This is a genomic window from Streptomyces sp. NBC_00086 (assembly GCF_026343255.1).
In the GTDB taxonomy this organism is placed as follows: domain Bacteria; phylum Actinomycetota; class Actinomycetes; order Streptomycetales; family Streptomycetaceae; genus Streptomyces.
In genome coordinates, this window is record NZ_JAPELZ010000001.1 from 2,700,728 (window position 1) to 2,725,133 (window position 24,406).

At 71.2% G+C, this 24,406-nt stretch carries 24 protein-coding genes, 2 tRNA genes and 1 pseudogene; 10 read left to right on the top strand and 17 right to left on the bottom strand.

Features of this window, described 5'->3' with window-relative positions; genetic code table 11:
- Positions 1 to 238: 238 nt before the first annotated feature.
- From rsrA to OG276_RS11835, 4 genes are all read right to left on the bottom strand, one after another.
- Complete coding sequence (rsrA, locus tag OG276_RS11820) at positions 239 to 577, bottom strand: mycothiol system anti-sigma-R factor (RefSeq protein ID WP_266904672.1); 339 nt, start codon at positions 575 to 577, stop codon at positions 239 to 241.
- Positions 574 to 1,218 (bottom strand): sigma-70 family RNA polymerase sigma factor, encoded by a 645-nt coding sequence (locus OG276_RS11825; protein WP_008741505.1) that lies wholly within the window; start codon positions 1,216 to 1,218, stop codon positions 574 to 576. The genes rsrA and OG276_RS11825 overlap by 4 nt, the downstream gene beginning before the upstream one ends.
- A gap of 268 nt (positions 1,219 to 1,486) precedes the next feature.
- Positions 1,487 to 2,167: an alpha/beta family hydrolase gene (locus tag OG276_RS11830; protein WP_266904674.1), complete on the bottom strand. Its 681-nt coding sequence runs from the start codon at positions 2,165 to 2,167 to the stop codon at positions 1,487 to 1,489.
- Between the two features lie 102 nt (positions 2,168 to 2,269).
- Positions 2,270 to 3,085: an SOS response-associated peptidase gene (locus OG276_RS11835; RefSeq protein ID WP_266904676.1), complete on the bottom strand. Its 816-nt coding sequence runs from the start codon at positions 3,083 to 3,085 to the stop codon at positions 2,270 to 2,272.
- Positions 3,086 to 3,138: 53 nt separating this feature from the next.
- Here OG276_RS11835 and OG276_RS11840 point away from each other — a divergent pair, with 53 nt between their 5' ends.
- The 4 genes from OG276_RS11840 (at position 3,139) to OG276_RS11855 (ending at position 6,915) form a co-directional block, all read left to right on the top strand.
- Positions 3,139 to 3,852 (top strand): M50 family metallopeptidase, encoded by a 714-nt coding sequence (locus tag OG276_RS11840; protein WP_266904678.1) that lies wholly within the window; start codon positions 3,139 to 3,141, stop codon positions 3,850 to 3,852.
- A gap of 211 nt (positions 3,853 to 4,063) precedes the next feature.
- Complete coding sequence (aroA, locus tag OG276_RS11845) at positions 4,064 to 5,425, top strand: 3-phosphoshikimate 1-carboxyvinyltransferase (RefSeq protein ID WP_266904680.1); 1,362 nt, start codon at positions 4,064 to 4,066, stop codon at positions 5,423 to 5,425.
- Positions 5,426 to 5,433: 8 nt separating this feature from the next.
- Positions 5,434 to 6,444 carry a ribosome small subunit-dependent GTPase A gene (gene rsgA / locus OG276_RS11850; RefSeq protein ID WP_266904682.1) on the top strand — a complete coding sequence of 337 codons (1,011 nt, stop codon included), beginning with the start codon at positions 5,434 to 5,436 and terminating at the stop codon, positions 6,442 to 6,444.
- A 147-nt stretch (positions 6,445 to 6,591) separates the two neighbouring features.
- Entirely contained in the window at positions 6,592 to 6,915 is a 324-nt protein-coding gene (locus OG276_RS11855) for a multidrug efflux SMR transporter (RefSeq protein ID WP_112447780.1), read from the top strand.
- On the opposite strand, the gene OG276_RS11860 is transcribed toward OG276_RS11855, so the two are convergent.
- Positions 6,881 to 7,450, bottom strand: a complete 570-nt coding sequence (locus OG276_RS11860; RefSeq protein WP_266904684.1) for a TetR/AcrR family transcriptional regulator — start codon at positions 7,448 to 7,450, stop codon at positions 6,881 to 6,883. The genes OG276_RS11855 and OG276_RS11860 overlap by 35 nt on opposite strands.
- Before the next feature lie 133 nt (positions 7,451 to 7,583).
- Here OG276_RS11860 and hisN point away from each other — a divergent pair, with 133 nt between their 5' ends.
- Both hisN and OG276_RS11870 read left to right on the top strand, forming a co-directional pair.
- Positions 7,584 to 8,387, top strand: a complete 804-nt coding sequence (hisN, locus tag OG276_RS11865; protein WP_266904686.1) for a histidinol-phosphatase — start codon at positions 7,584 to 7,586, stop codon at positions 8,385 to 8,387.
- 208 nt (positions 8,388 to 8,595) lie between these two features.
- Complete coding sequence (locus tag OG276_RS11870) at positions 8,596 to 9,003, top strand: cyclic nucleotide-binding/CBS domain-containing protein (protein WP_266904689.1); 408 nt, start codon at positions 8,596 to 8,598, stop codon at positions 9,001 to 9,003.
- A 69-nt stretch (positions 9,004 to 9,072) separates the two neighbouring features.
- Here the strand turns inward: OG276_RS11870 and OG276_RS11875 are convergent, their stop codons facing one another.
- The gene (locus OG276_RS11875) at positions 9,073 to 10,524 is read right to left on the bottom strand and encodes a catalase (protein ID WP_266904691.1); all 1,452 of its coding nucleotides are present in this window, start codon (positions 10,522 to 10,524) and stop codon (positions 9,073 to 9,075) included.
- 149 nt (positions 10,525 to 10,673) lie between these two features.
- Here OG276_RS11875 and OG276_RS11880 point away from each other — a divergent pair, with 149 nt between their 5' ends.
- A complete protein-coding gene (locus tag OG276_RS11880; RefSeq protein ID WP_266904693.1) occupies positions 10,674 to 11,090 on the top strand; it encodes a Fur family transcriptional regulator in 417 nt (138 codons plus the stop codon).
- 128 nt (positions 11,091 to 11,218) lie between these two features.
- Here the strand turns inward: OG276_RS11880 and OG276_RS11885 are convergent.
- The 4 genes from OG276_RS11885 to OG276_RS11900 all read right to left on the bottom strand — a co-directional run bounded on the left by OG276_RS11885 (position 11,219) and on the right by OG276_RS11900 (position 16,501).
- Positions 11,219 to 11,292, bottom strand: a tRNA-Met gene (locus OG276_RS11885).
- Between the two features lie 59 nt (positions 11,293 to 11,351).
- Positions 11,352 to 13,271 carry a tetratricopeptide repeat protein gene (locus OG276_RS11890; RefSeq protein ID WP_266904695.1) on the bottom strand — a complete coding sequence of 640 codons (1,920 nt, stop codon included), beginning with the start codon at positions 13,269 to 13,271 and terminating at the stop codon, positions 11,352 to 11,354.
- Between the two features lie 202 nt (positions 13,272 to 13,473).
- Positions 13,474 to 13,547 (bottom strand) — tRNA-Met (locus OG276_RS11895).
- A gap of 44 nt (positions 13,548 to 13,591) precedes the next feature.
- The gene (locus OG276_RS11900; protein ID WP_266904697.1) at positions 13,592 to 16,501 is read right to left on the bottom strand and encodes a UPF0182 family protein; all 2,910 of its coding nucleotides are present in this window, start codon (positions 16,499 to 16,501) and stop codon (positions 13,592 to 13,594) included.
- Positions 16,502 to 16,627: 126 nt separating this feature from the next.
- On the opposite strand from OG276_RS11900, the gene OG276_RS11905 reads away from it, so the two are divergent.
- On the top strand, positions 16,628 to 17,200 hold the full coding sequence (locus tag OG276_RS11905; protein ID WP_266904699.1) for a PPA1309 family protein: 573 nt from the start codon (positions 16,628 to 16,630) through the stop codon (positions 17,198 to 17,200).
- Positions 17,201 to 17,230: 30 nt separating this feature from the next.
- Here the strand turns inward: OG276_RS11905 and OG276_RS11910 are convergent, their stop codons facing one another.
- The 5 genes and pseudogenes from OG276_RS11910 to OG276_RS11930 all read right to left on the bottom strand — a co-directional run bounded on the left by OG276_RS11910 (position 17,231) and on the right by OG276_RS11930 (position 20,695).
- Positions 17,231 to 18,322: a PDZ domain-containing protein gene (locus OG276_RS11910; RefSeq protein WP_266904701.1), complete on the bottom strand. Its 1,092-nt coding sequence runs from the start codon at positions 18,320 to 18,322 to the stop codon at positions 17,231 to 17,233.
- Positions 18,323 to 18,392: 70 nt separating this feature from the next.
- Positions 18,393 to 18,599, bottom strand: a complete 207-nt coding sequence (locus OG276_RS11915) for a hypothetical protein (RefSeq protein ID WP_266904703.1) — start codon at positions 18,597 to 18,599, stop codon at positions 18,393 to 18,395.
- A gap of 106 nt (positions 18,600 to 18,705) precedes the next feature.
- Positions 18,706 to 18,780 (bottom strand): annotated as a pseudogene (locus tag OG276_RS11920) (molybdenum cofactor biosynthesis protein MoaE); the annotation flags it as partial.
- 114 nt (positions 18,781 to 18,894) lie between these two features.
- Positions 18,895 to 19,356 carry a molybdenum cofactor biosynthesis protein MoaE gene (locus tag OG276_RS11925; protein WP_266904705.1) on the bottom strand — a complete coding sequence of 154 codons (462 nt, stop codon included), beginning with the start codon at positions 19,354 to 19,356 and terminating at the stop codon, positions 18,895 to 18,897.
- A 175-nt stretch (positions 19,357 to 19,531) separates the two neighbouring features.
- Positions 19,532 to 20,695 (bottom strand): SDR family oxidoreductase, encoded by a 1,164-nt coding sequence (locus OG276_RS11930; RefSeq protein WP_323182328.1) that lies wholly within the window; start codon positions 20,693 to 20,695, stop codon positions 19,532 to 19,534.
- A 192-nt stretch (positions 20,696 to 20,887) separates the two neighbouring features.
- On the opposite strand from OG276_RS11930, the gene OG276_RS11935 reads away from it, so the two are divergent.
- Positions 20,888 to 22,291: a zinc-dependent metalloprotease gene (locus OG276_RS11935; protein ID WP_266904709.1), complete on the top strand. Its 1,404-nt coding sequence runs from the start codon at positions 20,888 to 20,890 to the stop codon at positions 22,289 to 22,291.
- On the top strand, positions 22,288 to 22,812 hold the full coding sequence (locus OG276_RS11940; RefSeq protein WP_266904711.1) for an NUDIX hydrolase: 525 nt from the start codon (positions 22,288 to 22,290) through the stop codon (positions 22,810 to 22,812). The genes OG276_RS11935 and OG276_RS11940 overlap by 4 nt, the downstream gene beginning before the upstream one ends.
- Before the next feature lie 120 nt (positions 22,813 to 22,932).
- Here the strand turns inward: OG276_RS11940 and OG276_RS11945 are convergent, their stop codons facing one another.
- Entirely contained in the window at positions 22,933 to 23,688 is a 756-nt protein-coding gene (locus OG276_RS11945) for an AIM24 family protein (RefSeq protein ID WP_266904713.1), read from the bottom strand.
- A gap of 17 nt (positions 23,689 to 23,705) precedes the next feature.
- Positions 23,706 to 24,386 carry an AIM24 family protein gene (locus OG276_RS11950; RefSeq protein WP_266912721.1) on the bottom strand — a complete coding sequence of 227 codons (681 nt, stop codon included), beginning with the start codon at positions 24,384 to 24,386 and terminating at the stop codon, positions 23,706 to 23,708.
- Positions 24,387 to 24,406: the final 20 nt, after the last annotated feature.

Below are 24,406 nucleotides of genomic sequence, written 5' to 3' on the forward strand. Positions count from 1 at the left end.
GGCGCTCTCCTCCCCCTGAGCCGTGCAAGTCAGGTACGAATCAAACCAGTACCCGAATGGGGAGAATAAGTGGGCCCGGGAGCGAGGTGGGCCACATTTTTGCATTGCGCCATGCGGACGCCCCCGGATTACCACCTTCGAGTGAAGGAAGTGCCCTTCCGGGGGCGGCTGTTCGGGATTGTTCAATCGGGTACTACTTCATCGGCGCGCCTGGCCGGTTTTTCGGCGTTTCGACTTTTCAGCCCGCCGCGGATCCCGGCATCGGCTCGGCGACGGCCGGCTCGGGCGGTGCGGCCGTAATGTCATGATCCGGCACCGCCTGCCCCGAACGGATGAGCTCGATCCGGCCCATCACCTTCGAGCGCAGGTCGGTCGGCACGTCGTCCGATCCGCAGCAGCGCTTGACCAGCTTCTTCACGGCCTGTTCCAGGCCGTACTTCTCCAGACAGGGATTGCACTCGCCGAAGTGCGCCTCGAACTTCGTGCAGTCGCTGTCGGGCATCTCCTGGTCCAGGAACTCATAAAGGTGGTCCAGGACCTCGGAGCACTCCGTCTCGTGTGCGTCTCCGCAGCTCATGAGCCCGAGCCTTTCAAGTCGTTCGACTCTCCCGCGCCGGCCGGGACGAGCCCGCGCTCACGGGCGTAGTCCTCAAGCATTCCACGGAGTTGACGGCGGCCACGGTGCAGTCGCGACATGACCGTACCGATGGGTGTGCCCATGATGTCCGCGATCTCCTTGTACGCAAAGCCCTCTACGTCGGCAAGATAGACCGCGATGCGGAACTCCTCCGGAATGGCCTGGAGCGCTTCCTTCACGTCGGAATCGGGCAAGTGATCGAGAGCCTGCGACTCGGCGGAACGCAAGCCCGTCGACATGTGCGACTCGGCGCGCGCAAGCTGCCAGTCCTCGATCTCCTCGGCCGCACTGCGCTGGGGTTCGCGCTGCTTCTTGCGGTACGAGTTGATGAAGGTGTTGGTCAGAATGCGGTACAGCCACGCCTTCAGGTTGGTGCCCTCGCGGAACTGGTGGAAGGACGCGTATGCCTTCGCGTACGTCTCCTGGACCAGGTCCTCGGCGTCGGCCGGATTGCGCGTCATGCGCAGGGCGGCCGAGTACATCTGGTCGAGGTAGCCGAGGGCGTCCCTCTCGAAGCGCGCATTGCGCTCCGGGGTCGTCTCTTCCGCGTGGCCTTCGTCGGTCCCGGCGACAGGACCCACCTCCTCCGACTGCGTGGCGACTCCGAAAGCGGACCCGCTCGAATCGGAGAATAGTCGACCATCCCGGTCGCCCGCCGCCCGAACCGTGCCGCGCTTGGGCGCAGGCAGCACTGTCCAGTCCAGGTCAGCGGCCTGCGGACGGTTCTGGCTGATGACCTGGGTCATGCGTTGCCTCTCCTCCGACGTGTTCCCGTACGTACCGACATCCGGGACAACAGAAGGCCGCTGCGGCACATTCCCATGGGGCCCGCGGGTTTCGGGACCAACGTCACACCGGCAGCCGCCCGAGCCACCCGGCCACCGCCCCGGTGATCACCGCCAGGGCCTCCTCCTGGGTGGGCCCGGTCCTCTTCGGCACGGCGAAACCGTGGTCCCCGCCCTCCACTTCCACCAGCTCGTACGAGGCTCCGCGCGCTCCCCGCGCCGGAAACTCCTCCGGCCGCCCGAAGGCGTCGCGGCCGCCCTGGACCACCAGCACCGGCCGCCCGGCGCCCAGCAGCTCCTCGGCCCGGGACTTCTCCGGCCGGCCCGGCGGGTGCAGCGGGAAGGCCAGCGCGAGCACCCCGGCCGCGCCCAGCTCCGCTGCGGTCCGGCAGGCCACCCTGGCCCCGGCGCTGCGGCCGCCCGCGACGACGGGCAGCCCGGGCTCCGCGAAGGCGGGCCACAGGGCGTTCCAGCCCGCGTCCAGCACCTTGGGCGCGGCGGCCACCTTCTTCCCGGCGACCCGCCAGGGCTGCTCGGCCAGCGCCACGGTGATCCCCAGGGCGGGCAGGGCGGCGGCCAGGGCCTGGAGGTCCCGGGCCTCGATCCCGCCGCCGGCTCCGTGGCCCAGGGCGAGCACCAGGCGGGCCTTGCCCGCCGGGGCCGGGTGCCAGGTGACGCGGGCCTCGCCCGCCGGGGTGGCAATGCTCTCGGTGAGCCGGGTGTGCTCGGCGCGCGTGCTGCTCATGCCCCGATCATGCCGGTCGGCGGCGCCCGTCGGGGTGACGCCGGGGCGGTCGGGAGCGCCGGAAGCGCCGTCGTGCGGGAGGGAGGGCGGGCTCCGGCCCGGTCAGAAGAGCGTGCCCTCCTCGGGCCCTTCCAGTTCCGCCAGCAGCTCGGGCCCGTTGTTTCGGACGTTGCTCGCGGCCGTGGACACCGGGTAGGCGCGCATCAGCCCGCCGGGCGGCGGGGCCAGCAGGGCCTGGAGCTCGTCGGGGTCGGTCCGCGCCGGATCCAGCCAGGCGTCCCACCGGTCCGGGGTGAGCATGAGCGGCATCCGGGGGTGGATGTCGGCGAGCGAGCGCGGCCCCTCGGCGGGGGTGACGCCGAGCGGGCCGGCCTCGGCCTCGGTGGTGATCACCGAGCAGGTCGCCCACCAGGCGAGCGGGTGCTCGTCGGGCAGGGTCCGGTCGCGCCAGAACTCGTATATCCCGGCCATGGCGAAGACGGAGCCGTCGCAGGGGAGGACGAAGTAGGGCTGCTTGCGCGTCCGCTTCTTCTTGCCCTCGACCTCCAGCTGCCGCTCGTCGTGGGCGGTGACCCACTCGTAGTAGCCGTCCGCCGGGATGATGCAGCGGCGCTGCGCGAAGGGGCGGCGGAAGGACGGCTTCTCGGCGACGGTCTCGGACCGGGCGTTGATCATCCGGGCGGCGCCCTCGGGATTCTGCGCCCAGGACGGGACGAGCCCCCATTTCAGGACCCTCAGCTGGCGAACCGGACGCGGGTTCGGAGCGTCTTTCAGTGGACGGTCGAGGACGACGTGGACCTCTTTCGTCGGAGCCACGTTCCAGTCGGGGGCCAGCACCTCCTCCGGCTCCCACCGCTCCACCCCGAAGACCTCGGCCAGCTCCTCCGGCCCACGACTCGCTGCATACCTTCCGCACATGGCTGCCACACTGCCATGTCACCCGAACGCCACGACAAGGAGTCCGCCACCCCATGAACACCAGCACCACGGCCGGCCTGTGGGACCGGCTCACCGGCATACAGGCGGCGCCCGACCAGTGGCTGGTGATCGCGACGGGGCTGGTTGCGCTCGTCGCCGTGGGCCCCCGGCCGGTGTGGCGCCTGTCGCGCAACGCGATCACCATCGCGCACGAGGGCGGCCACGGACTGCTGGCGCTGCTGACGGGCCGCAGCCTGGACGGGATCCGGCTGCACTCGGACACCAGCGGGGTCACCGTCAGCCGCGGCAAGCCCACGGGCCTCGGCATGGTCCTCACCGCCGCCGCCGGGTACACGGCGCCCTCCCTGCTCGGCCTCGGCGGGGCGGCCCTGCTCTCGGCCCACCGGATCACCCTGCTGCTGTGGGCGGCGACCGCCCTGCTGCTGGCGGTGCTGGTGATGATCCGCAACGCGTACGGGCTGCTGACGGTGCTGGTCACGGGCGCCACCTTCGTACTGGTCTCCTGGCTGGCCCCGGCGGACGTGCAGGCGGTCTTCGCGTACGCCGTGGTGTGGTTCCTGCTCCTCGGCGGCGTCCGGCCGGTCTTCGAGCTGGGGGCGAAGCGCCGGGGCGGCGGGGCGCCCGACTCCGACGCGGACCAGCTCGGACGGCTCACCCACGTGCACCCGGTGGTGTGGCTGCTGCTCTTCCACGTGGTGGCGCTGTCCTCGCTCATCGGCGGCGGCCGCTGGCTGCTGGCCCTCTGACCGGCAGCAGGCTGCTGGCCCTCTGACCGGCCACTGTCCGGCCGCCGACCGGCAGCCGACCGGCCGCTGACCAGCCCCCGCCCGACCGCCGCTCACCACCCGGCCGGCCGCCGCCCCACCGCGATCCGGCCCGGCCCGGCGCTTGTCCGCCCGCCGAGACTCCCCCGGCGATCAAGATCTGCGGCCATGGGAAGCCACTAAAGTGGTGGCCATGACCGAGACCCCCGCGCTCCAAGCCCTCTGGCCCGCCCCGCTCGCCGACACTGCCGTCCAGGCCACCGTCACCGTGCCCGGGTCCAAATCGGTCACCAACCGCGCCCTCGTGCTCGCCTCGCTCGCCTCCGAGCCGGGCTGGGTGCGCCGCCCGCTGCGTTCGCGCGACTCCCAGCTGATGTCCGACGCGCTGCGCGCGCTGGGCGTCGGCATCGAGGAGACCGTCTCCTCCAGCTCCGCCGGCGAGGGCCAGGCCGGCGAGGCCTGGCGGGTCATCCCGGCGGCGCTGCACGGCCCGGCCACGGTCGACGTCGGCAACGCGGGCACGGTCATGCGCTTCCTGCCGCCCGTCGCCACCCTCGCCTCCGGCGACATCCGCTTCGACGGCGACCCGCGCTCCTACGAGCGCCCCCTGGGCCAGGTCATCACGGCGCTGCGCACGCTCGGCGCCCGCATCGACGACGACGGCCGCGGGGCGCTGCCGCTGACCGTCCAGGGCGGCGGGGCCCTGGAGGGCGGGACCGTGGAGATCGACGCGAGCAACTCCTCGCAGTTCGTCTCCGCGCTGCTGCTCTCCGCCCCGCGCTTCAACCAGGGCGTCGAGGTCCGGCACGTGGGCACCAACCTGCCGTCCATGCCGCACATCCGGATGACGGTGGAGATGCTGCGCGCGGCGGGCGCGCAGGTCGACACCCCCGAGTCCGGCGGCGAGAAGAACGTCTGGCGGGTCGCCCCCGGCGCCCTGCTCGGCCGCGACCTGGTCGTGGAGCCGGACCTCTCCAACGCGCAGCCCTTCCTGGCGGCGGCCCTGATCACCGGCGGCACGGTCACCATCCCGGACTGGCCGCGCCGCACCACGCAGCCCGGCGACGCGCTGCGCCGGATCTTCACGGAGATGGGCGGCTCCTGCGAGCTGACCGACGCCGGCCTGGTCTTCACCGGCACCGGCAAGATCCACGGCATCGACGTGGACCTGGGCGAGGTCGGGGAGCTCACCCCGGGCATCGCGGCGGTCGCGGCGCTGGCCGACTCGGAGTCCGTGCTGCGCGGGGTCGCGCACCTGCGGCTGCACGAGACGGACCGGCTGGCGGCGCTCACCAAGGAGATCAACGGGCTGGGCGGCGATGTCACGGAGACCGCGGACGGTCTGCGGATCCGGCCGCGCACGCTGCACGGCGGCACGTTCCACACGTACGACGACCACCGGATGGCCACGGCCGGCGCGGTGATCGGCCTGGCGGTCCAGGGCGTGCTCGTGGAGAACGTGGCGACGACCGCGAAGACCCTGCCGGACTTCCCGCAGATGTGGGCGGACATGCTCGCCCGGGCCGAAACGGCTCCGGCAGGCGTGGGAGCGTAGGGCTCGTCATGCGCAGGTACGGGAAGCACACCGACGAAGACGACATCCGCCAGCGGCCCAACCCCAAGGGCAACCGGCCGCGTACGACCATCCGCCCCAAGCACGAGGACGCGGCCGAGGGCTTCGTCCTGACCGTGGACCGCGGCCGGCTCACCTGCCTGGTCGATGACCGTCCGGTGCACGCGATGAAGGCCCGCGAGCTGGGCCGCAAGGCGGCGGTGGTCGGGGACCGGGTCTGGATCGTCGGTGACCTGTCCGGCAAGAAGGACACCCTCGCCCGCATCGTGCGGATCGAGGCGCGCAAGTCCGTCCTGCGGCGCACGGCCGACGACGACGATCCCTACGAGCGCATCGTCGTCGCCAACGCCGACCAGCTGGCCATCGTGACGGCGCTGGCCGATCCCGAGCCGCGCCCCCGCATGATCGACCGCTGCCTGGTGGCCGCGTACGACGCCGGGCTGGAACCGCTGCTGGTGCTCACGAAGTCCGACCTGACCTCCGCGGACAAGATCCTGGAGATCTACTCGACCTTCGGCCTGAACTACGTGGTCACCAACCGCGAGGAGCTGGCGACGGGCGATGCGGCCGAGCGGGTGCGCGAGCGCCTGAACGGCCGGATCACCGCCTTCGTCGGCCACTCGGGCGTCGGCAAGACCACCCTGGTGAACTCGCTGGTCGCCGAGGGCCGCCAGCGCGCGACCGGAGTGGTCAACGCGGTGACCGGCCGGGGCCGGCACACCACCACCTCGGCGCTCGCGCTGCCGCTGCCGGGCGGGGACGGCTGGGTCATCGACACCCCGGGCGTACGGTCCTTCGGCCTGCACCACGTGGACCCGTCCCGGGTCATCCTGGCCTTCCCGGAGCTGGTGCCGGGGACCGAGGGCTGCCCGCGCGCGTGCAGCCACGACGAGCCGGACTGCGCGCTCGACAAGTGGGTGGAGGACGGCCACGCGGATCCGGCGCGGCTGTACTCGCTGCGCCGGCTGCTGCAGACGCGGGAGCGCCGCGAGGGCGACTGATGGGGCCGCTCGGGCGGGGCGACTGGATCAATGGGCGATCGACCGGCGGGGTTTGCCGTACCCGATGTCTGGTAAATGCATAATCGCACCAAGTGACGCTCGGGCCCGGCCCGTGAGCGCGTCACATGACGCGGGGAGGCATACGCCATGGCGTGGCTGCTGGTCGTGGTCGCCGGGATCCTGGAAACGGGGTTCGCGGTCTGCCTCAAGCTCTCGCACGGCTTCACCCGACTGTGGCCGACCATCGCCTTCGCGTGCTTCGCGCTCGGCAGCTTCGGTCTGCTAACGCTGGCCCTGAAGAAGCTGGACGTGGGACCGGCCTACGCGGTGTGGACCGGCATCGGGGCGGCCGGTACCGCGATCTACGGGATGGTCTTCCTCGGGGATCTGGTCTCCACCCTCAAGCTGGTCTCGATCTCGCTGGTGATCCTCGGCGTCATCGGGCTCCAGCTCTCGGGCTCGTCCCACTGAGCAGCCGGTGCAGCACGGCGTGCCCCGCCCCCGGCGGGTCGCCGGGAGCGATCAGGTAGGACAGCGCGAGCCGCACGGCGAGCTCGCACCGCTGCGCCCCCTCCTGCTCGCCGAACGCCGCGTCGGCCCGCTCCCGGACACCGCGGATCAGCTCGGCGGGTCCCAGGGCGGGCAGTCCCGGCCGGACTCCGCGCCCGGCCGGGACGGGTAAGTTCCCGTTCCAGGCCCCCGTCAGCAGGGCCCGCGCGAGGGGGCGCTGCCGGCCCGCGCGCACGGTCCACTCCGCGACCGCCGCCAGCCGTTCGGCGGACACGCCCGAGGAGGCCAGGGCCCGGTCCACCCCGTCGAGGTACCAGGCCGCGTCGCGCCGGACCAGTGCGTGGCCCAGGCCCGTCTTGCCCGCGAACTCGTTGTAGAGGGTCTGCCGCGAGACCCCGGCGGCGGCGGCCACGTCGATCATCCGCACGGCCGGCCATGGGCGCGCCACGAGCGCCGCTCCCGCCGCTTCGAGCAAGGACTCCCGGGCCGTCGGCACCGTCGCCTCCCCTTCGACGCCTCCGGCCGGCGTCTCCGTCAGAGTTGACGGACCGACAGATCCTGTCAAGGGTTCCCGTGCCGCACCGTGGACGCCTTCCGCACCGCCACGGCCGCCTCGGTAGGGTTCTGGCATGCCCGAGTATGACGATGACCTGCGCCTTGCCCTCGAACTCGCCGACGCGGCGGACGCCGCCACGATGGAGCGGTTCCGCGCCCTCGACCTGAAGGTCGAGACCAAGCCCGACATGACCCCGGTGAGCGAGGCCGACACCGCCACCGAGGAGCTCATCCGGGCCGGGATCGCCGCCGCGCGGCCCGCCGACGCCATCCTGGGCGAGGAGTACGGCCTCAAGGGCGACGGCCCGCGCCGCTGGGTCGTGGACCCGATCGACGGTACGAAGAACTACGTGCGCGGCGTGCCGGTGTGGGCGACGCTGATCTCCCTCATGGAGGAGCAGGCCGACGGCGCCTTCCGCCCGGTCGTCGGCGTGGTGTCCGCGCCGGCCCTGGGCCGCCGCTGGTGGGCGGCGCGCGGCCGGGGCGCCTTCACGGGCGGCGCCCTCGGCGGGACCACCGCCCTCGGCGTCTCCAAGGTCGCCACGCTGGGCGACGCCTCCTTCGCCTATTCCTCGCTGAGCGGCTGGGAGGAGCAGGGGCGGCTGCCCGGCTTCCTGGACCTGACCCGCGCGTGCTGGCGTACGCGGGGCTACGGCGATTTCTGGCCGTACATGATGGTCGCCGAGGGCTCCCTCGACCTGTGCGCCGAGCCGGAGCTGAGCCTGTGGGACATGGCGGCCCTGGCCGTGGTGGTGGAGGAGGCCGGCGGCCGCTTCACCGCTCTGGACGGGGTGGACGGCGTGCACGGCGGCAACGCGGCGGCCTCCAACGGGCTGTTGCACGCGGAGATGCTGGACCTGCTGCGCCCGCGCGGCTGACGCGTACGGGCCGGGCGCGCGCCGCCGCGGCGGTGGCCTGCGCCCGCGGGGTGCCGAAAGCGCCCCTTACGCGCCTCCTTGCTGGCTTTCCGTGTGCGTGGGAATCTGAGACTCCTCCGCTTGTGCGCTTGTGAAGGGCTTCTCTAAGTGCGGCCCTTCGCGCGCACCCCACCCAAGCGGGGGGACTCACCAGGAGGTGGCTCTCTTCATGCTCGTCCGCGACGCCATGAGCACCGTGATCCTCACCCTCGGACCCACTCACACCCTGCGGCAGGCGGCCTGCCTGATGTCCGGCCGGCGCGTCGGCGCCGCCGTCGTCCTCGATCCCGAACACAGCGGCATCGGCATCCTGACCGAGCGCGACATCCTCAACTCGATCGGCGCGGGCCACGATCCCGACCGGGAGTCCGTGGGCGCGCACACCACCAACAACGTGGTCTTCTGCACCCCGGACGCCACCGTGCAGGAAGCCGCCGAGGCGATGGCCCACGGCGGCTTCCGTCATCTGATCGTCCTGGAGCACGGCGGCCCGGTGGGCATCGTGTCCGTACGGGACGTCATCCGCTGCTGGGCCCCGGCGCGGCGCGCCGCCGTACCGGCTTCCGTACCCGCGTAGGAACGGCCGACGGGCCGGCGCCCCCTTGCGGGAGTACCGGCCCGTCGGCCTGCTACGACAAGGCGTCCATCAGCCGCGGAGGGCCTGGACCGCGGCCTCCAGACGCTTGCCGAAGTCACCGTCCGCCTGGCGGAAGTTGTTGATCGCACGCTCGACGATGTCGTCGCGGGAGACCTTGGCGATGAAGCCGGAGAGGTTCTCGATCAGACGGGTCTTCTCGTCCTCCGAGTACAGGCGGTAGAGGTTGCCCGCCTGGACGAAGTCGTTGTCCTCGGAGTGCGAGGGGGCGGCGTGGTTGCCCGTGCCACCGGTGACGGCCGAGGAGACCCACAGCGGACGGTCCGTCTGGTGCGGGCCGCCGAAGCTGTTCGGCTCGTAGTTCTTGGCGCCCGCGTGGCGGCCGTCGTACAGGTAGCCGTCGCGGGAGTTGGTGCGCGCCTCGGTGGCGTGCGGGCGGTTCACCGGCAGGTGGTCGGCGTTGATGCCGACGCGGTAGCGGTGGGCGTCGCCGTAGCCGAAGAGACGGCCCTGGAGCATCTTGTCCGGGGACGGACCGATGCCGGGAACGAAGTGCGCCGGGGAGAAGATCGACTGCTCGACCTCGGCGAAGACGTTCTCCGGGTTGCGGTTGAGCTCCAGCTTGCCGATCTCGATGAGCGGGTAGTCCGCGTGCGGCCACACCTTGGTGAGGTCGAACGGGTTGAAGCGGTACTCGGCCGCCTCGGCCGCCGGCATGATCTGGACCTGCACGGTCCAGGACGGGAAGTCGCCGCGCTCGATGGACTCGCGCAGGTCGCGCTGGTGCGAGTCGGGGTCCTCACCGGCGAGCTGGTTGGCCTCGGCCTGGGTGAGGTTCTTGATGCCCTGGTCGGTCTTGAAGTGGTACTTGACCCAGAAGACCTCGCCGGCCTCGTTGTTCCACTGGAACGTGTGCGAGCCGAAGCCGTTCATGTGGCGGTAGGACGCCGGGATGCCGCGGTCACCGAACAGCCAGGTCACCTGGTGGGTGGACTCGGGCGACAGACCCCAGAAGTCCCAGACGTTGTCCGCCTCCTGCGAGCCCGTGTACGGGTCGCGCTTCTGGGTGTGGATGAAGTCGGGGAACTTGATGGCGTCCTTGATGAAGAACACCGGGGTGTTGTTGCCGACGAGGTCGTAGTTGCCCTCTTCGGTGTAGAACTTCAGCGCCCAGCCGCGGGGGTCACGGACCGCGTCGGCGCTGCCGAGGTTGCCCGCGACGGTGGAGAAGCGCAGGAAGGTCTCGGTCTCCTTGCCGACCTCGGACAGGAACTTCGCACGGGTCCACTGCGAGACGTCACGGGTCAGCGTGAACGTGCCGTACGCACCGGCGCCACGGGCGTGCACCACGCGCTCCGGGATGCGCTCGCGGTTGAAGTGCGCGAGCTTCTCCAGCAGCAGCTGGTCCTGGACCAGAACGGGTCCGCCGATGCCGGCGGTCTCGCTGTTCTGGTTGTCCGCGACCGGAGCTCCGGCCTCCGTGGTGAGCGGTCCCTGCGTCACGTTGCGCCTCCTGCGTAAATTTGCTGCAAACCTATCCTGCGCCCTAACGTAACCGATCCTACGATGGACTTTGTCTAAGTCAAGTAAGCATCCAAGTCGACACAGATTCGGGAGTTACACCGAATCCCCTCGCTGTTAGGCTGGCGTGTATGAGTGACCTGCTGGAACGACTTCGCGGACGCGGATGGCGCATGACCGCACAGCGGCGCGTCGTGGCCGAGGTGCTCGACGGTGACCACGTTCACCTGACGGCCGACGAGGTGCACGCGCGCGCCGTGAACAGGCTGCCGGAGATCTCCCGCGCGACCGTCTACAACACCCTGGGCGAGCTCGTCACCCTCGGCGAGGTCCTGGAGGTGTCCACGGACCGGCGCGCCAAGCGGTACGACCCGAACGCCCACCGCCCCCACCAGCACCTGGTGTGCGCGCAGTGCGGGGCGATCCGCGACGTCCACCCCTCGGGCAACCCGCTGGCCGACCTGCCGGACACGGAGCGTTTCGGCTTCGTGGTGTCGGCGGTCGAGGTCACCTACCGCGGGGTGTGCCCGAACTGCGCCGGAGCCTGACGGACGAAGACGTGAGAGGAGGCCGGGAGCTCATCGAGCTCCCGGCCTCCTTCGTTCCCGCGTTCCCGTTCGCCTTCAAGAACGACCGAAGGCCCGGATCCAGGGGATCCGGGCCTTCGGTTCTTCAGTAGCGGGGACAGGATTTGAACCTGCGACCTCTGGGTTATGAGCCCAGCGAGCTACCGAGCTGCTCCACCCCGCGTCGGTAAACCTGACTGTACGCGAGCGTGGCGAGCAGATGCAAATCGGTTAACCGGGGGTCTACGCGGATAGCTCCTCCGCCAGCGCGTCGCGCAGCCGGGCCGCCCGCTCGGAGACCTCGGCCGGGCCCAGTTCCATGGCGCGCACGCACCACTTCTGCCCCTCCGTCAGGTCCCCCTGCCGGGCGGCGAGCAGTCCCAGGCGCAGCGCCGCCCGCCCGTGTCCGGCCACCGCCGCCCGGGTCCACCACAGCGCCGCCTCGGGCTCGTTGCCCTCGCGCGCCAGCAGCAGCCCCAGGTTGAAGGCCCCGTTGCGGGAGCCGGCCTCCGCCGCCTCCCGGTACCACCGCGCGGCGGCCGCCAGCTCGCCCCGCGCGGCGGCCAGCATGCCGACCCGGACCTGGGCACGCCGGTGCCCCAGCTCCGCGGCACGCTCGTACCACTCCTCGCCCTCGGTGCGCGCGACCCCGCCCAGCGGTTCGCCCAGGGCCACCGGCTCCGGCGGCGGCGCCAGCGACTCCAGCAGCGCGGCCAGCCGGAAGGCGGCCTCCGCGCTGCCGCCGCCGGCCGCGCACCGCAGGTGGCGCTCCGCCGCCCGCTCCTCGCCGTCGCGGACCAGCGCGATGCCGACCTGGAGCGCCGCGTCGGTGTGTCCCGCCGAGGCCGCACGCTCGTACCACTTCAGGGCCGTCCGGTCCTCGTCCCGGCTGGCGAACAGGATCCCGAGGTTGAAGGCGGCGTCCACGCTGCCCGCCTCCGCCGCCTTGGAGAACCACGGCTCCGCGCCCTCCGCGTCACCGCCCTGCAGCAGCAGGATGGCCAGCGCGTTGGCCGCCTCGCGGTGTCCCGCGTACGCGGCGCGCCGGTACCACTGCTCGGCCGGCCCGGTGCGCTCCTGGGCGGCGCAGAGCAGCGCGAGGTTGTACGCCCCGTTCTGGTCGCCCGCGTCCATCGCGGCCCGGTACCACTTCTCCGCCGTCTGCGTCTCGCCGCGCGCGGCGTGCAGTGCGCCCAGCGCGTTCGCCGCGTTGCCGTCGCCATCCTGCGCGGCCCGCAGCCACCAGGTGGCCGCGTTCTCCTCGTCGCCGGCGTCGCGCAGCAGGAAGCCGAGCGCGCACGCCGCCCGCGGCTCGCCCTGCTTGGCGGAGGTCAGGTACCAGCGGCCGGCCTCCTTCAGCTCCCCGCGCGCTTCCAGCAGCGCGCCCAGGTGCAGCCCGGCGCGCCGGTGCCCGCGCGCGGCGGCCTGCCGGTACCACTGCTCGGCCTCGGCCGGGTCGCCCTTCCTCAGGTGCCGGGCCAGCCGGTACGCGGCCTCGCGGTGCCCCTGCTCCGCGGCGGCCCGGAACCAGCGCTCGACGCCCTTGTCCCCGCGGTGCTCCAGCAGGTCGGCGAGGCCGTAGGCCCCCAGGGCATGGCCGGATTCCGCCGCCTGGCGCATCCAGTACTCGGCGGCGGGCTCGTCGCCCCGCTCGCGGTAGTAGCGGCCCAGGGCGTGCGCGGCGGGAGCGGATCCGGCCACGGCGGCCACGCGCCACCAGCCGGCGGCCTCCTCGGGGTAGCCCCGCTGGTGCAGCAGTACGCCGAGGTTGTTGGCGGCCGCGCGGTCGCCCGCCCCGGTCGCCCCGCGCAGGTACGGCTCGGCTCCCGCGAGGTCGCCGCGGCGCAGCAGGAGGGCCCCGAGTACGCTCATCGCGCCCGGGTCACCCTTGTCGGCGGCGACCCGGTGCGGGGCCTCCAGCGCGGCGTCGCCGGCCGAGTCGGTCAGCGCGAAGACCGCGTCGTCGAACAGCGCATCGACTGACACGTCTGACACGTCCGGCGTGGTCGGCGCCGTGGCCGTGGTCCGTACGGCCCGCGTGGTCATCGCGGTACGCACCTCAACGGCCTGAGCCGCCCCATCGGCCTCCGCATCCGATTCGGAGTCCGCCCTCACAAACCGCCCTGTCTCCAGCAGAGTTGACCTGTCCCCCATAAATCCCATCGTCGCATCACCTGCTACCCGCGTACACCTGGTATGTCGCAGTCAGTGAGGTCACTACAGCGTTTTGTCGACATGCCCACAGAGAGACAAGTCAAACACGCTCACACCCCAACTCACCCACCCCAGTGACGCCGCGTCGGCGAAAAACTCGATTGGGCATGACGAAGGCCCGGATCCATCGGATCCGGGCCTTCGTCTTCAGTAGCGGGGACAGGATTTGAACCTGCGACCTCTGGGTTATGAGCCCAGCGAGCTACCGAGCTGCTCCACCCCGCGTCGGTAAACCAACAGTAGCACGACGCGGGGTGGAACCATTACCGCTATCCGGTGGGCGCGGGCGCCGTCACCTTCGCCTCTGCCTCGATCGCCCGCTTCAGGGCGGCCTGCAGATCGCTCTGGGCCTTTCCGTACGCCGCCCAGTCGCCGGCCTTGAGCGCCTTGTCGGCGTCGTCGACCGCCTTCTGCGCGTCCGCGAGGGCCGCCTTGACCGTCGGGTCCTGGCTGGCCGGCGGCGGGGTGGTGGTCCCGTCGCCCGGCGGGGTCGTGGTCCCGTCGCCCGGCGGCGTGGTCGCCGACTCGGCCCCGAACACCACGTTCAGCGCCTTCTCCAGCGTGTCCTCGAAGGCCGTCTGGTCCCCGTAGGTCACCAGGACCTTCTTCAGCAGCGGGTACTTGAGGCCGCCACCGCGCACGTACACCGGCTCGACGTAGAGCATTCCCTTGTCGAGCGGGACCGTGAGCAGGTTGCCGTACTCCACCTGGGAATCGCCGCGGCTCAGGATGTTGATCTCCTGGGCGATCTCCGGCTTGGAGTTGAATCTCGCCTGGACGAGCTTCGGACCGTCCACCGGGTTCTGCGTGGGCAGCTTCAGCAGCTGGATCTTGCCGTAGTCCGCGGTGGTGGGATCGGCGTTGACCGCCATGAAGGCGCTCAGGTTGTCCCTGCCGTTCGGCGTGAGCGTCGTGGTGAGGGAGAAGGCCTGGTCGGGATCCTTCTGGCCCGGCATCTTCATGGAGAGGTAGTACGGCGGAACGGCCGTCCCCGCCTTGGTGGTCGGGTCGTCCGGCACCGCCCAGACCTCGCTGCCGCTGAGGAAGGTCTGCGGGTCCGTGACGTGGTAGCGGGTCAGCAGCTCACGCTGGACCTTGAAGAGGTCCTGCGGGTAGCGCAGGTGCTCCATCAGGGTCGGCGAGATCGACTTCTTGTCCTTCACCGTGCCGGGGAAGGCCTTCATCCACGTCTTGAGGACCGGGTCCTTGGTGTCCCACTGGTACAGCTTCACCGTGCCGTCGTAGGCGTCGACGGTGGCCTTCACCGAGTTCCGGATGTAGTTGACCTGGTTCTCCTGCGCGACCACTGCGCGCTGGGAGTTGGTCAGCGAGTCCGCCGTGGTGTCCCCGAGCTGCGTGCGGGACGCGTACGGGTAGCCGTTGGTGGTGGTGTAGGCGTCCACGATCCACTGGACCCGGCCGTCGATCACCGCCGGGTACACGGCTCCGTCGATCGTCAGCCACGGGGCGACCGCCTCGACCCGCGCCTTGGGCGTGCGGTTGTAGAGGATCTTCGACTTGTCGTCGATGGCCCCGGAGTAGAGGATCTGCGGCTCGCTGAAGGCCAGGGCGTACGCGGCGCGGTTGACCGGGTTGCCCAGGCTCACCCCGCTGTCGCCCTGGTACGTGGTCTCCTTCTCGCCCGCGTCGTTGGCGTAGTCGAGCTCCTTCTGCGGTCCGCCGACGATCGAGTACTGCTTCGTCTGCTCGCCGTAGTAGATCCGCTGCTCGTACGTCCCGAGGTTGCCCTGAGCGGGCAGGCCCGACTCGGTGAACAGCGGCTCGCCGTTCGCGGTCACCTCGGTGCCCTTGGCCGCGACCACGCCGTATCCGTGGGTGTAACGGAAGTGGTCGTTGATCCAGTTGTTCTTCGGGATGCCCGCGAGGTTGATCTCACGGAGCCCGATGACCGTGTCCTGGCCCTTGTACCGGTCGACCGCCAGCGTGGCCGGGAAACCGTAGTAGCCCTTGTTCTGCTGGAGCTGCTGGAAGGCCGGGGACACGATGTTCGGGTCGAGCAGGCGGATGCTCGCCGTGGTGTTCGCGTCCTGGCGGAGCTTCTTCTTGTCCGCCTTGGGGTCCGGCAGGCCCGGGTAGTCCGTGACCGAGGCGTCGGCGACTCCGTAGGCGTCGCGCGTCGCCTTGATGTTCTTCTGGACGTACGGGGATTCCTTGGCCTGCTCGTTCGGCTGGACCTGGAACTTCTGCACGATCGCCGGGTACAGCCCGCCGATCAGGATCGCCGAGAGCACCATCAGGCCGAAGCCGATGACCGGGAGCTGCCAGGTGCGGCGCCACAGCGTCGCGAAGAACAGCACGGCGCAGATCGCGGCGATGGCGACGAGGATCGTCTTGGCGGGCAGGTAGGCGTTGGCGTCGACGTACCGCAGGCCGGTCCAGTTGTCCGCGGCCTTGAAGTCGCTGGACTTCACGGCGAGGCCGTACCGGTCGAGCCAGTACGCGACCGCCTTGAGCGTGACGAAGAGGCCGAGCAGCACCGACAGGTGGCCGGTCGCCGCGGCGGTGGCCCGCGCACCCGGGCTGGTGACGCGCAGTCCCCCGTAGAGGTAGTGCACGACGGCGGCGGCGATCACCGAGAGCACGACGGCGGCGAAGCCGAAGCCGAGCAGGAAGCGGTACCAGGGCAGGTCGAAGGTGTAGAACGACACGTCCAGGTTGAACTGGGGGTCCTTCGTGCCGAAGGGCACCCCGTTCACGTACATCAGCCAGGTCTTCCACTGGCCCGCCGCCGAGGCGCCCGCGATCAGGCCGACCAGTGCGGAGATGCCGAGCAGCAGCCATTTGCGGTACGGCGCGACCGTCATCCGGTAGCGGTCGAGGCTCTGCTGCTCCATCGACATCGCGCTGAGCGGCGGCCGCAGCCGGTGGGCCAGCCAGATGTTCAGCCCGACCGCACCGGCCATGAGGAGGCCGAAGACGGCGAAGAGGCCGACCTTGGTCCACAGGGTCTTGGTGAAGACGGTGGAGTAGTTGACGGAGCGGAACCAGAGCCAGTCCGTCCAGAAGCCGGCGAACATGATGAACGCCATGGCCAGGACGGCCAGCACGCCCAAGGTCATCAGAAGAGTCCGGGCGCGCCGGGACGGGCGGCCGACTCTCATCCGTGGCCCGGAGGGGCCTCCGCCGCGGTCCGGCATCTGGAAAGCCAAGGTGCGCACCTCGAAAGTCGCTGTGTGTAAGTGATGCGATGAGTTTTCAAAGCATGGGCCCCCGATCGTAGAACCCACTCATGCAACTTACTGAGGCTTTAGTCAGTTCCCGGTATCCGGTGGAAAGGAGGCAGGATGTTGCCCATGTCCAACCTTTCGCCGTCCCCCGGCACCCCTATGGCGGCAAGCCCGCTGACCCGTGCCGTCCTCGAAATCGACGAGTACGCCTCCACCCTCGGCTGGGACAAGCCCGCCCGGCTCTTCGCCCTGGTCGACACGGCCAAGCTGCGCAAGGAGGCGCCGGGCGTCGCCCGCCAGCTCGGCCTCGACCAGGACGACACGGGCAAGAACCAGCTCACCCCGATCGAGCAGGACGAGGTGCCGGCCGGAACCCCGCTGGACAAGTTCCTGGGAACGATCGCATGGCCCGCCTCGATCCTCGGCTGCGCGCTGACCGTGGAGCGGTTGATGCTGCCGCCGTCCGCCGAGTCCTCCGTACCGGAGGGGCTCACCGACAAGCAGCTCACCAAGTGGGTCGCCACCCACCCGGAGCGCCAGGAGGTGCGTCTGACCGTGGGCGTCCTGCGCGACGGCTCGCGGGAGTCGGCCGTACGGCTGCGGGACAAGGACTCGGCGAACGAGGTGCTGACCGGCGCGACGCTGGTGCCTGGGCTGGCCGAGGCGCTGGCCGCGACCTTCCTCGACTAGGCCGTCTCCGGGCCGGCGACGGGGAAACGGTCAGGGCTTGGCGCTGCACTGCGTCAGCCCGGCCGTGTCCCCCTTGCTGATCTTCTCCAGCGCCTTCACGGCGTCGTCGATGGTGGAGACCTTGACCAGGGTCAGCCCGTCGGGCACGTCGGCCGCGGCGGAGGCGCAGTTCTCGGCGGGCGTCAGGAAGTACTGGGCGCCGGCCTGGCGGGCGCCGATGGTCTTCATCTGGATGCCGCCGATCGGGCCGACCTTGCCCGCGTCGTCGATGGTGCCGGTGCCGGCGATGAACTTGCCGCCGGTCAGGTTCTCCGGGGTCAGCTTGTCGACGATGCCGAGCGCGAACATCAGACCGGCACTGGGACCCCCGACGTCGGCGAGCTTGATGTCGATGGTGAACGGGAAGGTGTGGTCGGTGCCGGCCCGGATGCCGACGATCGCGTGACCGTCGTCCTCCGCCTTGCCCGCGATGATCGTGACCTTCGTCGTGCCGGTGGGCTCGCGGTGCGCCTTCTCGGCCTCGGCGGCCTCGGGGGCGGGCACGATGGTGAACTCGACCGGCTCGCCGGGCTTGTGCTTGGTGACCAGCTTGGCCACGTCCTCGGGAGCCTTGACGGGGGTGCCGTCCACGGCCTTGATGACGTCCCCGGCGTGCAGCTTGCCCTCGGAGGGGCTGTCCTTGACCACGGAGGCGACGATCACGCGGGCGGAGACCGGGATGCCGAGCTGCTTGAGGGCGGCCACCTTGGCGCTCTCCTGCGACTGGCTGAACTCCTCGGCGTTCTCCTGCGTGGACTCCTGCTCCGTCTTGCCGTCCGGATACAGGTTCTCGTGCGGCACCACGATGTTGTCCCCCGCGGCCCAGCCGTACACGGCCTCCAGCAGGTTCATGTCGTAGTCCGCGCCGGTGACGCGGACCGTCGTCATGTTCAGGTGCCCGTCGGTCGGGTACGTCTTGCGCCCCGAGATGTTCAGGACGGCCTCGCCGTGCGAGTCCCCGAGCGTGTTCACGGTCGGGCCCGGGCTCATCTCGGAGTACGGGGCCTTCATGAACACTCCCGCGCAGAGCAGCGCGAACAGCATGAGGGTGGAGGCGAGCATCGTCGCAGTGCGGCGTGGCATGGATCGACAGTACGTGACGGCCCTGAAGCGCGGCCCCCGGGGCCGGTCCGTACGGGGGCCCGCAGCCGCGTCAGACGGAGTCGACCGTGTCCTTCTTGCGCTCCGCGTCCGCCTTCGGCGCGCCCGGTTCGTTCTGGCCCATGGCCTCGCGGAACCGCGCGTAGCCCGCGAGCTCGGATATGTCACCGGATGTGCGGTCGCGTGCCGCCCAGCTGCCCCATATTGCCGCTCCGATCGCGGCGAACAGCGGAATCAGCAACCACGCCAAAGACGCCATGGGCGTGTCTCCCTACCCCGAAGTACGTGTTGTTGGTGGCTTCAACGCTGCTGCCCGGGAGGGGGTTACGCAAATCGAGGGCGTGTTGCGCGTCCGAACGGGGCAATCAGCAGGCGCCGACCCACTCCTCCGTACCGTCCGCAAAGGTCTGGTGCTTCCAGATCGGGACCTCGTGCTTGAGGACCCATCCTGCACGGCCCCCTCGCACTGCTCGGCGCCGGGGGCGCCTCACAGGCTTCGGCGGGCCGCGCCGGACTCCGTCCGTCGGCCGGCGGGCCCACCCGCCGGCCCCGCTTCAGCAGGCGCCGACCCACTCCTCCGTACCGTCCGCGAAAGTCTGGTGCTTCCAGATCGGGACCTCGTGCTTGAGGTCGTCGATCAGCATCCGGGCGGCTTCGAAGGCTTCGCCGCGGTGCGGGCAGGACACGGCGACGACCACCGCGAGGTCGCCGACGGCCAGGTCACCGATGCGGTGGACGGCGGCGAGGGCGCGGACCGGGTACTTCTCCACGACGCGCTCGGCGACGCGGCGCATCTCCGCCTCGGCCGACGGGTGGCAGGAGTAGCCGAGCGCGTCGACGTCCGCCCCGCTGTCGTGGTCGCGCACCGTGCCGACGAAGAGCGTCGTGCCGCCCGCCGCGTCGTCGCCGACGGCCTGGAAGACCTCGTCGATCGAAAGCGGGGTCTCACGGATTTCGAGCAGCCGGATCGGGTCCGGAGCGGCGTGCTCGCCGGGGTGATCGAAGTGCGGTGCCATACCTTCCATCGTGCCCTAGCCGCCGACCCGGCGGAATAGCAGTTTCACCAGGTCCCCACCGGCCCTCTTGGGAGCCTCCTACAGGAACCCCCTGGTCACGGCGCAGGCCAAACCGGCCGGACCCGGCCCCGCCGACCAGATCCAGCCCCGCCGGCAAAAACCGGCCCCGCCGGGGTCAGATGCCCCGGCGCCGGCGGGCGGCGCGGATCGCGGCGGCGGCGCCCAGCAGCGCGACCGTCGCCCCCGCGGCGCCGGCGGCCGTGGCGTCCTTGCGTCCCAGCCTGCGCCCCGCGACGGTGTGCCGCCCGGCGACCTCTTGGAGGAGCTCCGCCAGCACCTCCTCGTTGGTCCAGCGCGGCCGCCACCCCGCCGCGTGCAGCCTGCTGACGCTGACCACCCACGGGTGCATCGTGTACGCGAGGTCCCCGGCCGGGGACGGGGTGAGGCCGATCCGGTGCAGCCGGGCCGCCGCGCCCAGGGCCACGGCCGACGGGAGCTCCATGCGGCGGATCCCGCTCAGCTCCTCGACCTCCTCCTGCTCCAGCCAGCCCTCGCAGCCGACCGCCAGCTCTCCCTCGACCTTCTCCAGGGCCGCGTACTCCAGCGCGCTGACCAGGTCCTCGACGTGGCAGAACTGCCAGGTCGGGCGGGAGCCGGCCACCACCAGCAGGCGCGGGGACTCGAAGTAGCGGGTCAGCGCGGTGTCCGTACCGCCGACCAGTACCGCCGGGCGGACGACGGTGACGTTCAGGCCGGGGTGCGCGCGCGGCGCCCGGCGCCCCAGCCGCTCGATCTCCAGCAGGTCGCCGACGCCGGTCGCCTCGGCGGTGGCGCGCAGCTCGGCGTCCTCCGAGAGCGGGATGTCGTTGTCCGGCAGGGCCCCGTAGACCATCGCGGACGTGCAGAGCACGACCCGGTGCACTCCGGCCGCCGCGGCGGCGGTGAGCACGGTCTGGGTCCCCCGCACGTTGTACGCCGTACGGGCTGCCGGGTCCGTCTCCAGATCGAGGTCGAGGGCGAGGTGCACCACGACGTCCGCGCCGCGCAGTTTCTCCGCGATCGCGGGGTCCCGTACGTCCAGGAGGTGCCACACCGCGTCGGTGCTGTCCCCGCGCCGCTCGTCGATCGCGACGACCTGCTTGACCTCGTCGGACGCGGCCAGCCTGGTCACCAGGGCCGCTCCGACCCCCGAGGCGGCGCCGGTCACGGCGATCACGGGGCCTCGGCGCGCGGAGCCGCCCGGGTTTCGCGTCCGGCGAACGCCGTGGGCGTCCCCGCCGTGCTCAGGGCGGTCTTCCGGGCCCTGTTCGTCCAAAGCGTGCGGATCTGGGGAACTCACCAGGCGTCTCCAGCGGTTGTCTTCAGTAGGGACGCGCCGTGACGCGGACCCACCAGTTGATGTCCATCCTGCCGCAGCCCAGGAGTCAGCGGAGCACCGAGCCCGGAAGCGGGTCTGGTGTCTACGCTGGGTGGTGTTGTCGACCCATTGTCCGCCGGCCCCCGCCGGCGGCCCTACGAGCCGAGGAAACCCGTGAGCGACACCCCATTCGGATTCGGCCTTCCGCCCGAGGAGCCGGACAACGGCGACGAGGGCAAGAAGAAGGGCAACCAGGGCGGTCAGAGCGGCCCGAATCCGTTCGGGTTCGGCACGGGCCTGCCCGGCGGCTCCGGCGCCCCGGGGGACGCCGACAACCCCTTCGCCGCGATGTTCGGTTCCATGAACCCGAACGACCTCGGCGCCGCCTTCCAGCAGCTCGGCCAGATGCTGAGCTACGAGGGCGGCCCGGTCAACTGGGACATGGCCAAGGACATCGCCCGCCAGACCGTGGCCCAGGGCACCGCGGACGGGGTCAAGGACGCCAGCGTCGGCCTCGCCGAGAAGTCGGCGGTCGAGGAGGCCGTGCGCCTCGCCGACCACTGGCTCGACGACGTCACCTCGCTGCCGTCGGGCGCCGCCACCGCCGTGGCGTGGAGCCGCGCCGAATGGGTCGAGGCGACCCTGCCGGTGTGGAAGGAGCTCGTGGACCCGGTCGCCGAGCGCGTCGGCGCGGCCATGGGCGGCGTCCTGCCCGAGGAGATGCAGGCCATGGCGGGCCCGCTGCTCGGCATGATGCGCTCCATGGGCGGGGCCATGTTCGGCCAGCAGATCGGCCAGGCCGTGGGCACCCTCGCGGGCGAGGTCGTGGGCTCGACCGACGTCGGGCTCCCGCTGGGCCCGGCCGGCAAGGCCGCCCTGCTGCCGCTGAACATCGAGAGCTTCGGCAAGGACCTGGGCGTCTCCTCCGACGAGGTGCGGCTGTACCTGGCGCTGCGCGAGGCCGCGCACGCGCGGCTCTTCGCGCACGTGCCGTGGCTGCGCTCGCATCTCTTCGGCGCGGTCGAGGGGTACGCGCGGGGCATCAAGGTGGACACCTCGAAGCTGGAGGACGTGGTCGGCCAGCTCGACCCGTCGAACCCGGAGCAGCTTCAGGAAGCCCTTCAGGGCGGCATGTTCCAGCCGCAGGACACCCCCGAGCAGAAGGCTGCCCTGGCCCGTCTGGAGACGGCGCTCGCGCTGGTCGAGGGCTGGGTGGACGCGGTCGTGCACGAGGCCGCCAAGCCCCGGCTGACCTCGGCGGACGCCATGCGCGAGACCATGCGCAGGCGGCGCGCCTCGGGCGGCCCGGCGGAGCAGACCTTCGCCACGCTGATCGGGCTGGAGCTGCGGCCGCGCCGGCTGCGCGACGCCTCGCGGCTGTGGGCCTCGCTCACCGACGCGCGCGGGGTGGACGGGCGCGACGGGCTGTGGGAGCACCCGGACATGCTGCCGACCGCTTCCGACCTGGACGACCCGGACGGGTTCGTGCACCGCGAGCAGCTGGACTTCTCCGAGATCGACAAGATGCTGGGCGAGGCCGCCCAGAAGCGCGAGCAGGACGGCGACGACAAGAAGTGACCCTGTACGAAGACACGGTGCTGGTCCTGAAGTCCTACGAGGACCAGCCCGAGCTGCGCGACCTGTACCTGGAGCACTTGGCCGCCCACCCGGACGGGGTCTACAAGCCCTGCCAGGCGGGGCACGTCACGGGCAGCGCCCTGGTGATCGACCCGGTGCGGGACCGCGTGCTGCTGACCCTGCACAAGAAGCTCGGCATGTGGCTCCAGATGGGCGGCCACTGCGAGCCCGGTGACACGACCATCGCCGGGGCCGCGATGCGCGAGGCCGTGGAGGAGTCGGGCATCGCCGAGGGGCTGACCCTGGTGCCCGGCGGCCCGGTGCGCCTGGACCGGCATCCGATCCCGGCTCCGTGCAACTGGCACCTGGACGTGCAGTACGCGGTGCTGGCGCCCGCCGGTGCCCTCGAAGCGATCAGCGACGAGTCGCTGGACCTGCGCTGGTTCCCGTACGCCCAGGTGGCGGAGGTGGCCGACACCTCGGTGGTGCGGCTGCTGGAGGCGGCCCTGGCGCGGCTCTGAGCCGGCAGGAACAGGAGGAAGGGGCGGCCCCCGCCGATGCGGGGGCCGCCCCTTCCGTCCGTCCGTGCCCGGATCCGTGCGTACCGGGATCCGTGCGTACCGGGATCGTCCGTACCCGGATCAGTTCCAGGCGTTGTTCTGGTTCTGCGCGTGGGCGCCGTGCTGGCCCAGGCCGAACTGCGCGGCCGCACCCTGCCCGATCTGGGCGTTCTGCGGCGGGAGCGCCTCGCTGGGCTGGACCAGGGCGAAGCCGGTGCCGAGGAAGCTCAGCTCCCAGCCCTCGCCGGTGTTGCCGCGCCGCCGCCAGACGCCGGTGGAGTGCGTCTGGGCCTGCATCTGCACGCGCAGCGAGGTGGACCAGGCGACGATGGCGTCCGCGTCGGCGTTGACGTACTTGTCGGGCGTGACCTGCAGCATCAGCGGCTGGCCGGAGGTCATCAGCGCGACCTTGCCGCGGCCGGTGATGTTGAGCTGGTACTTGCCGGAGCCGGAGATCCCGTACTGGCTGTCCACCGCGATGGCCTCGGTGTGCAGGGTGGAGTCCAGGGCCAGCACGTAGCTGCTGTCGACCGTGAGGCCTTCCTGGTCCACGTCCACGACGTGGACGTACTGCGCCAGGTTGGCGAGGTAGACCGTGCCCTGACCGGAGCAGCGCATCAGGTCGAGGCCCTCGCCGGTGCGGGCGCGGGCGTTGCGCTGGGTGGTGCTCTGGTACTCGCCGTCGAAGTCGATGATCCCCTGGTAGGCGACCATCGCGCCCTTGCGGGCCAGGACGTCGTCGGAGCCGCTCAGGGAGACCCGCAGCAGCTGCGGGTTCTGGACGGCGTACCGCTCCTGGGACTGCGCCTCTGCGTGGGCGAAAAGTGAGCTCTGCATGGTGTGTCTTCTCCCCCTCAGCCCCGGGCCCGGAGCCGGTCGGTGCTGTCCTCGCTGGGCTGTACGACGACGATGCCCTGGCCGGAGAAGGCCATCTGGTAGGCCTCCCCGCTGCCCCGGCCCAGCATCGACGAGGCCTTGAAGCTGCGCTTGCCCTTGACCTTGAGGTTCGGGGACCAGGCGACGAGCGCGTCCGGGTCGACGTACGTCTCGTCGTCGCCGCGGCCGCAGTCGACCACGATCGGCGTGCCGCGCGAGGTGATCGCGACCCAGCCGGTGCCGGCGACCGACACGTTGAACAGGCCCTGGCCGGCGAACTTGGCCATGCCCTTGACCCGCTCCACGCCCCACTGGAGGTGGGCGTCGAAGGCGAGCAGGTTGGTGCCGTTGACGGAGAGCGAGTCGTTGTTGAGGTTGATCACGACGACGTCCGCGCCGTAGTCGGCGAGGTAGAGCAGGCCGTCGCCCGTGCACTTCATGAGCGGGGCGCCCTCACCGGTGAGCCACTGCGAGGCCATCTGGCGGACGGCCGGCGGGTTCGGCTCGTACTGGACGAAGCCCTCGTAGGCGACCATGGATCCGGTGCGCGCGAAGAGGTCCTGGCCGCTCTGCATGGCGACCTTGAGCATCGCGCGGCCGTGGTTCTCCATGCGGGCCGTGACGGGGGTCGGGGCGTAGCCCGCGAGCTGCTGGTTCATTGCGTTCATGGCATTCATGT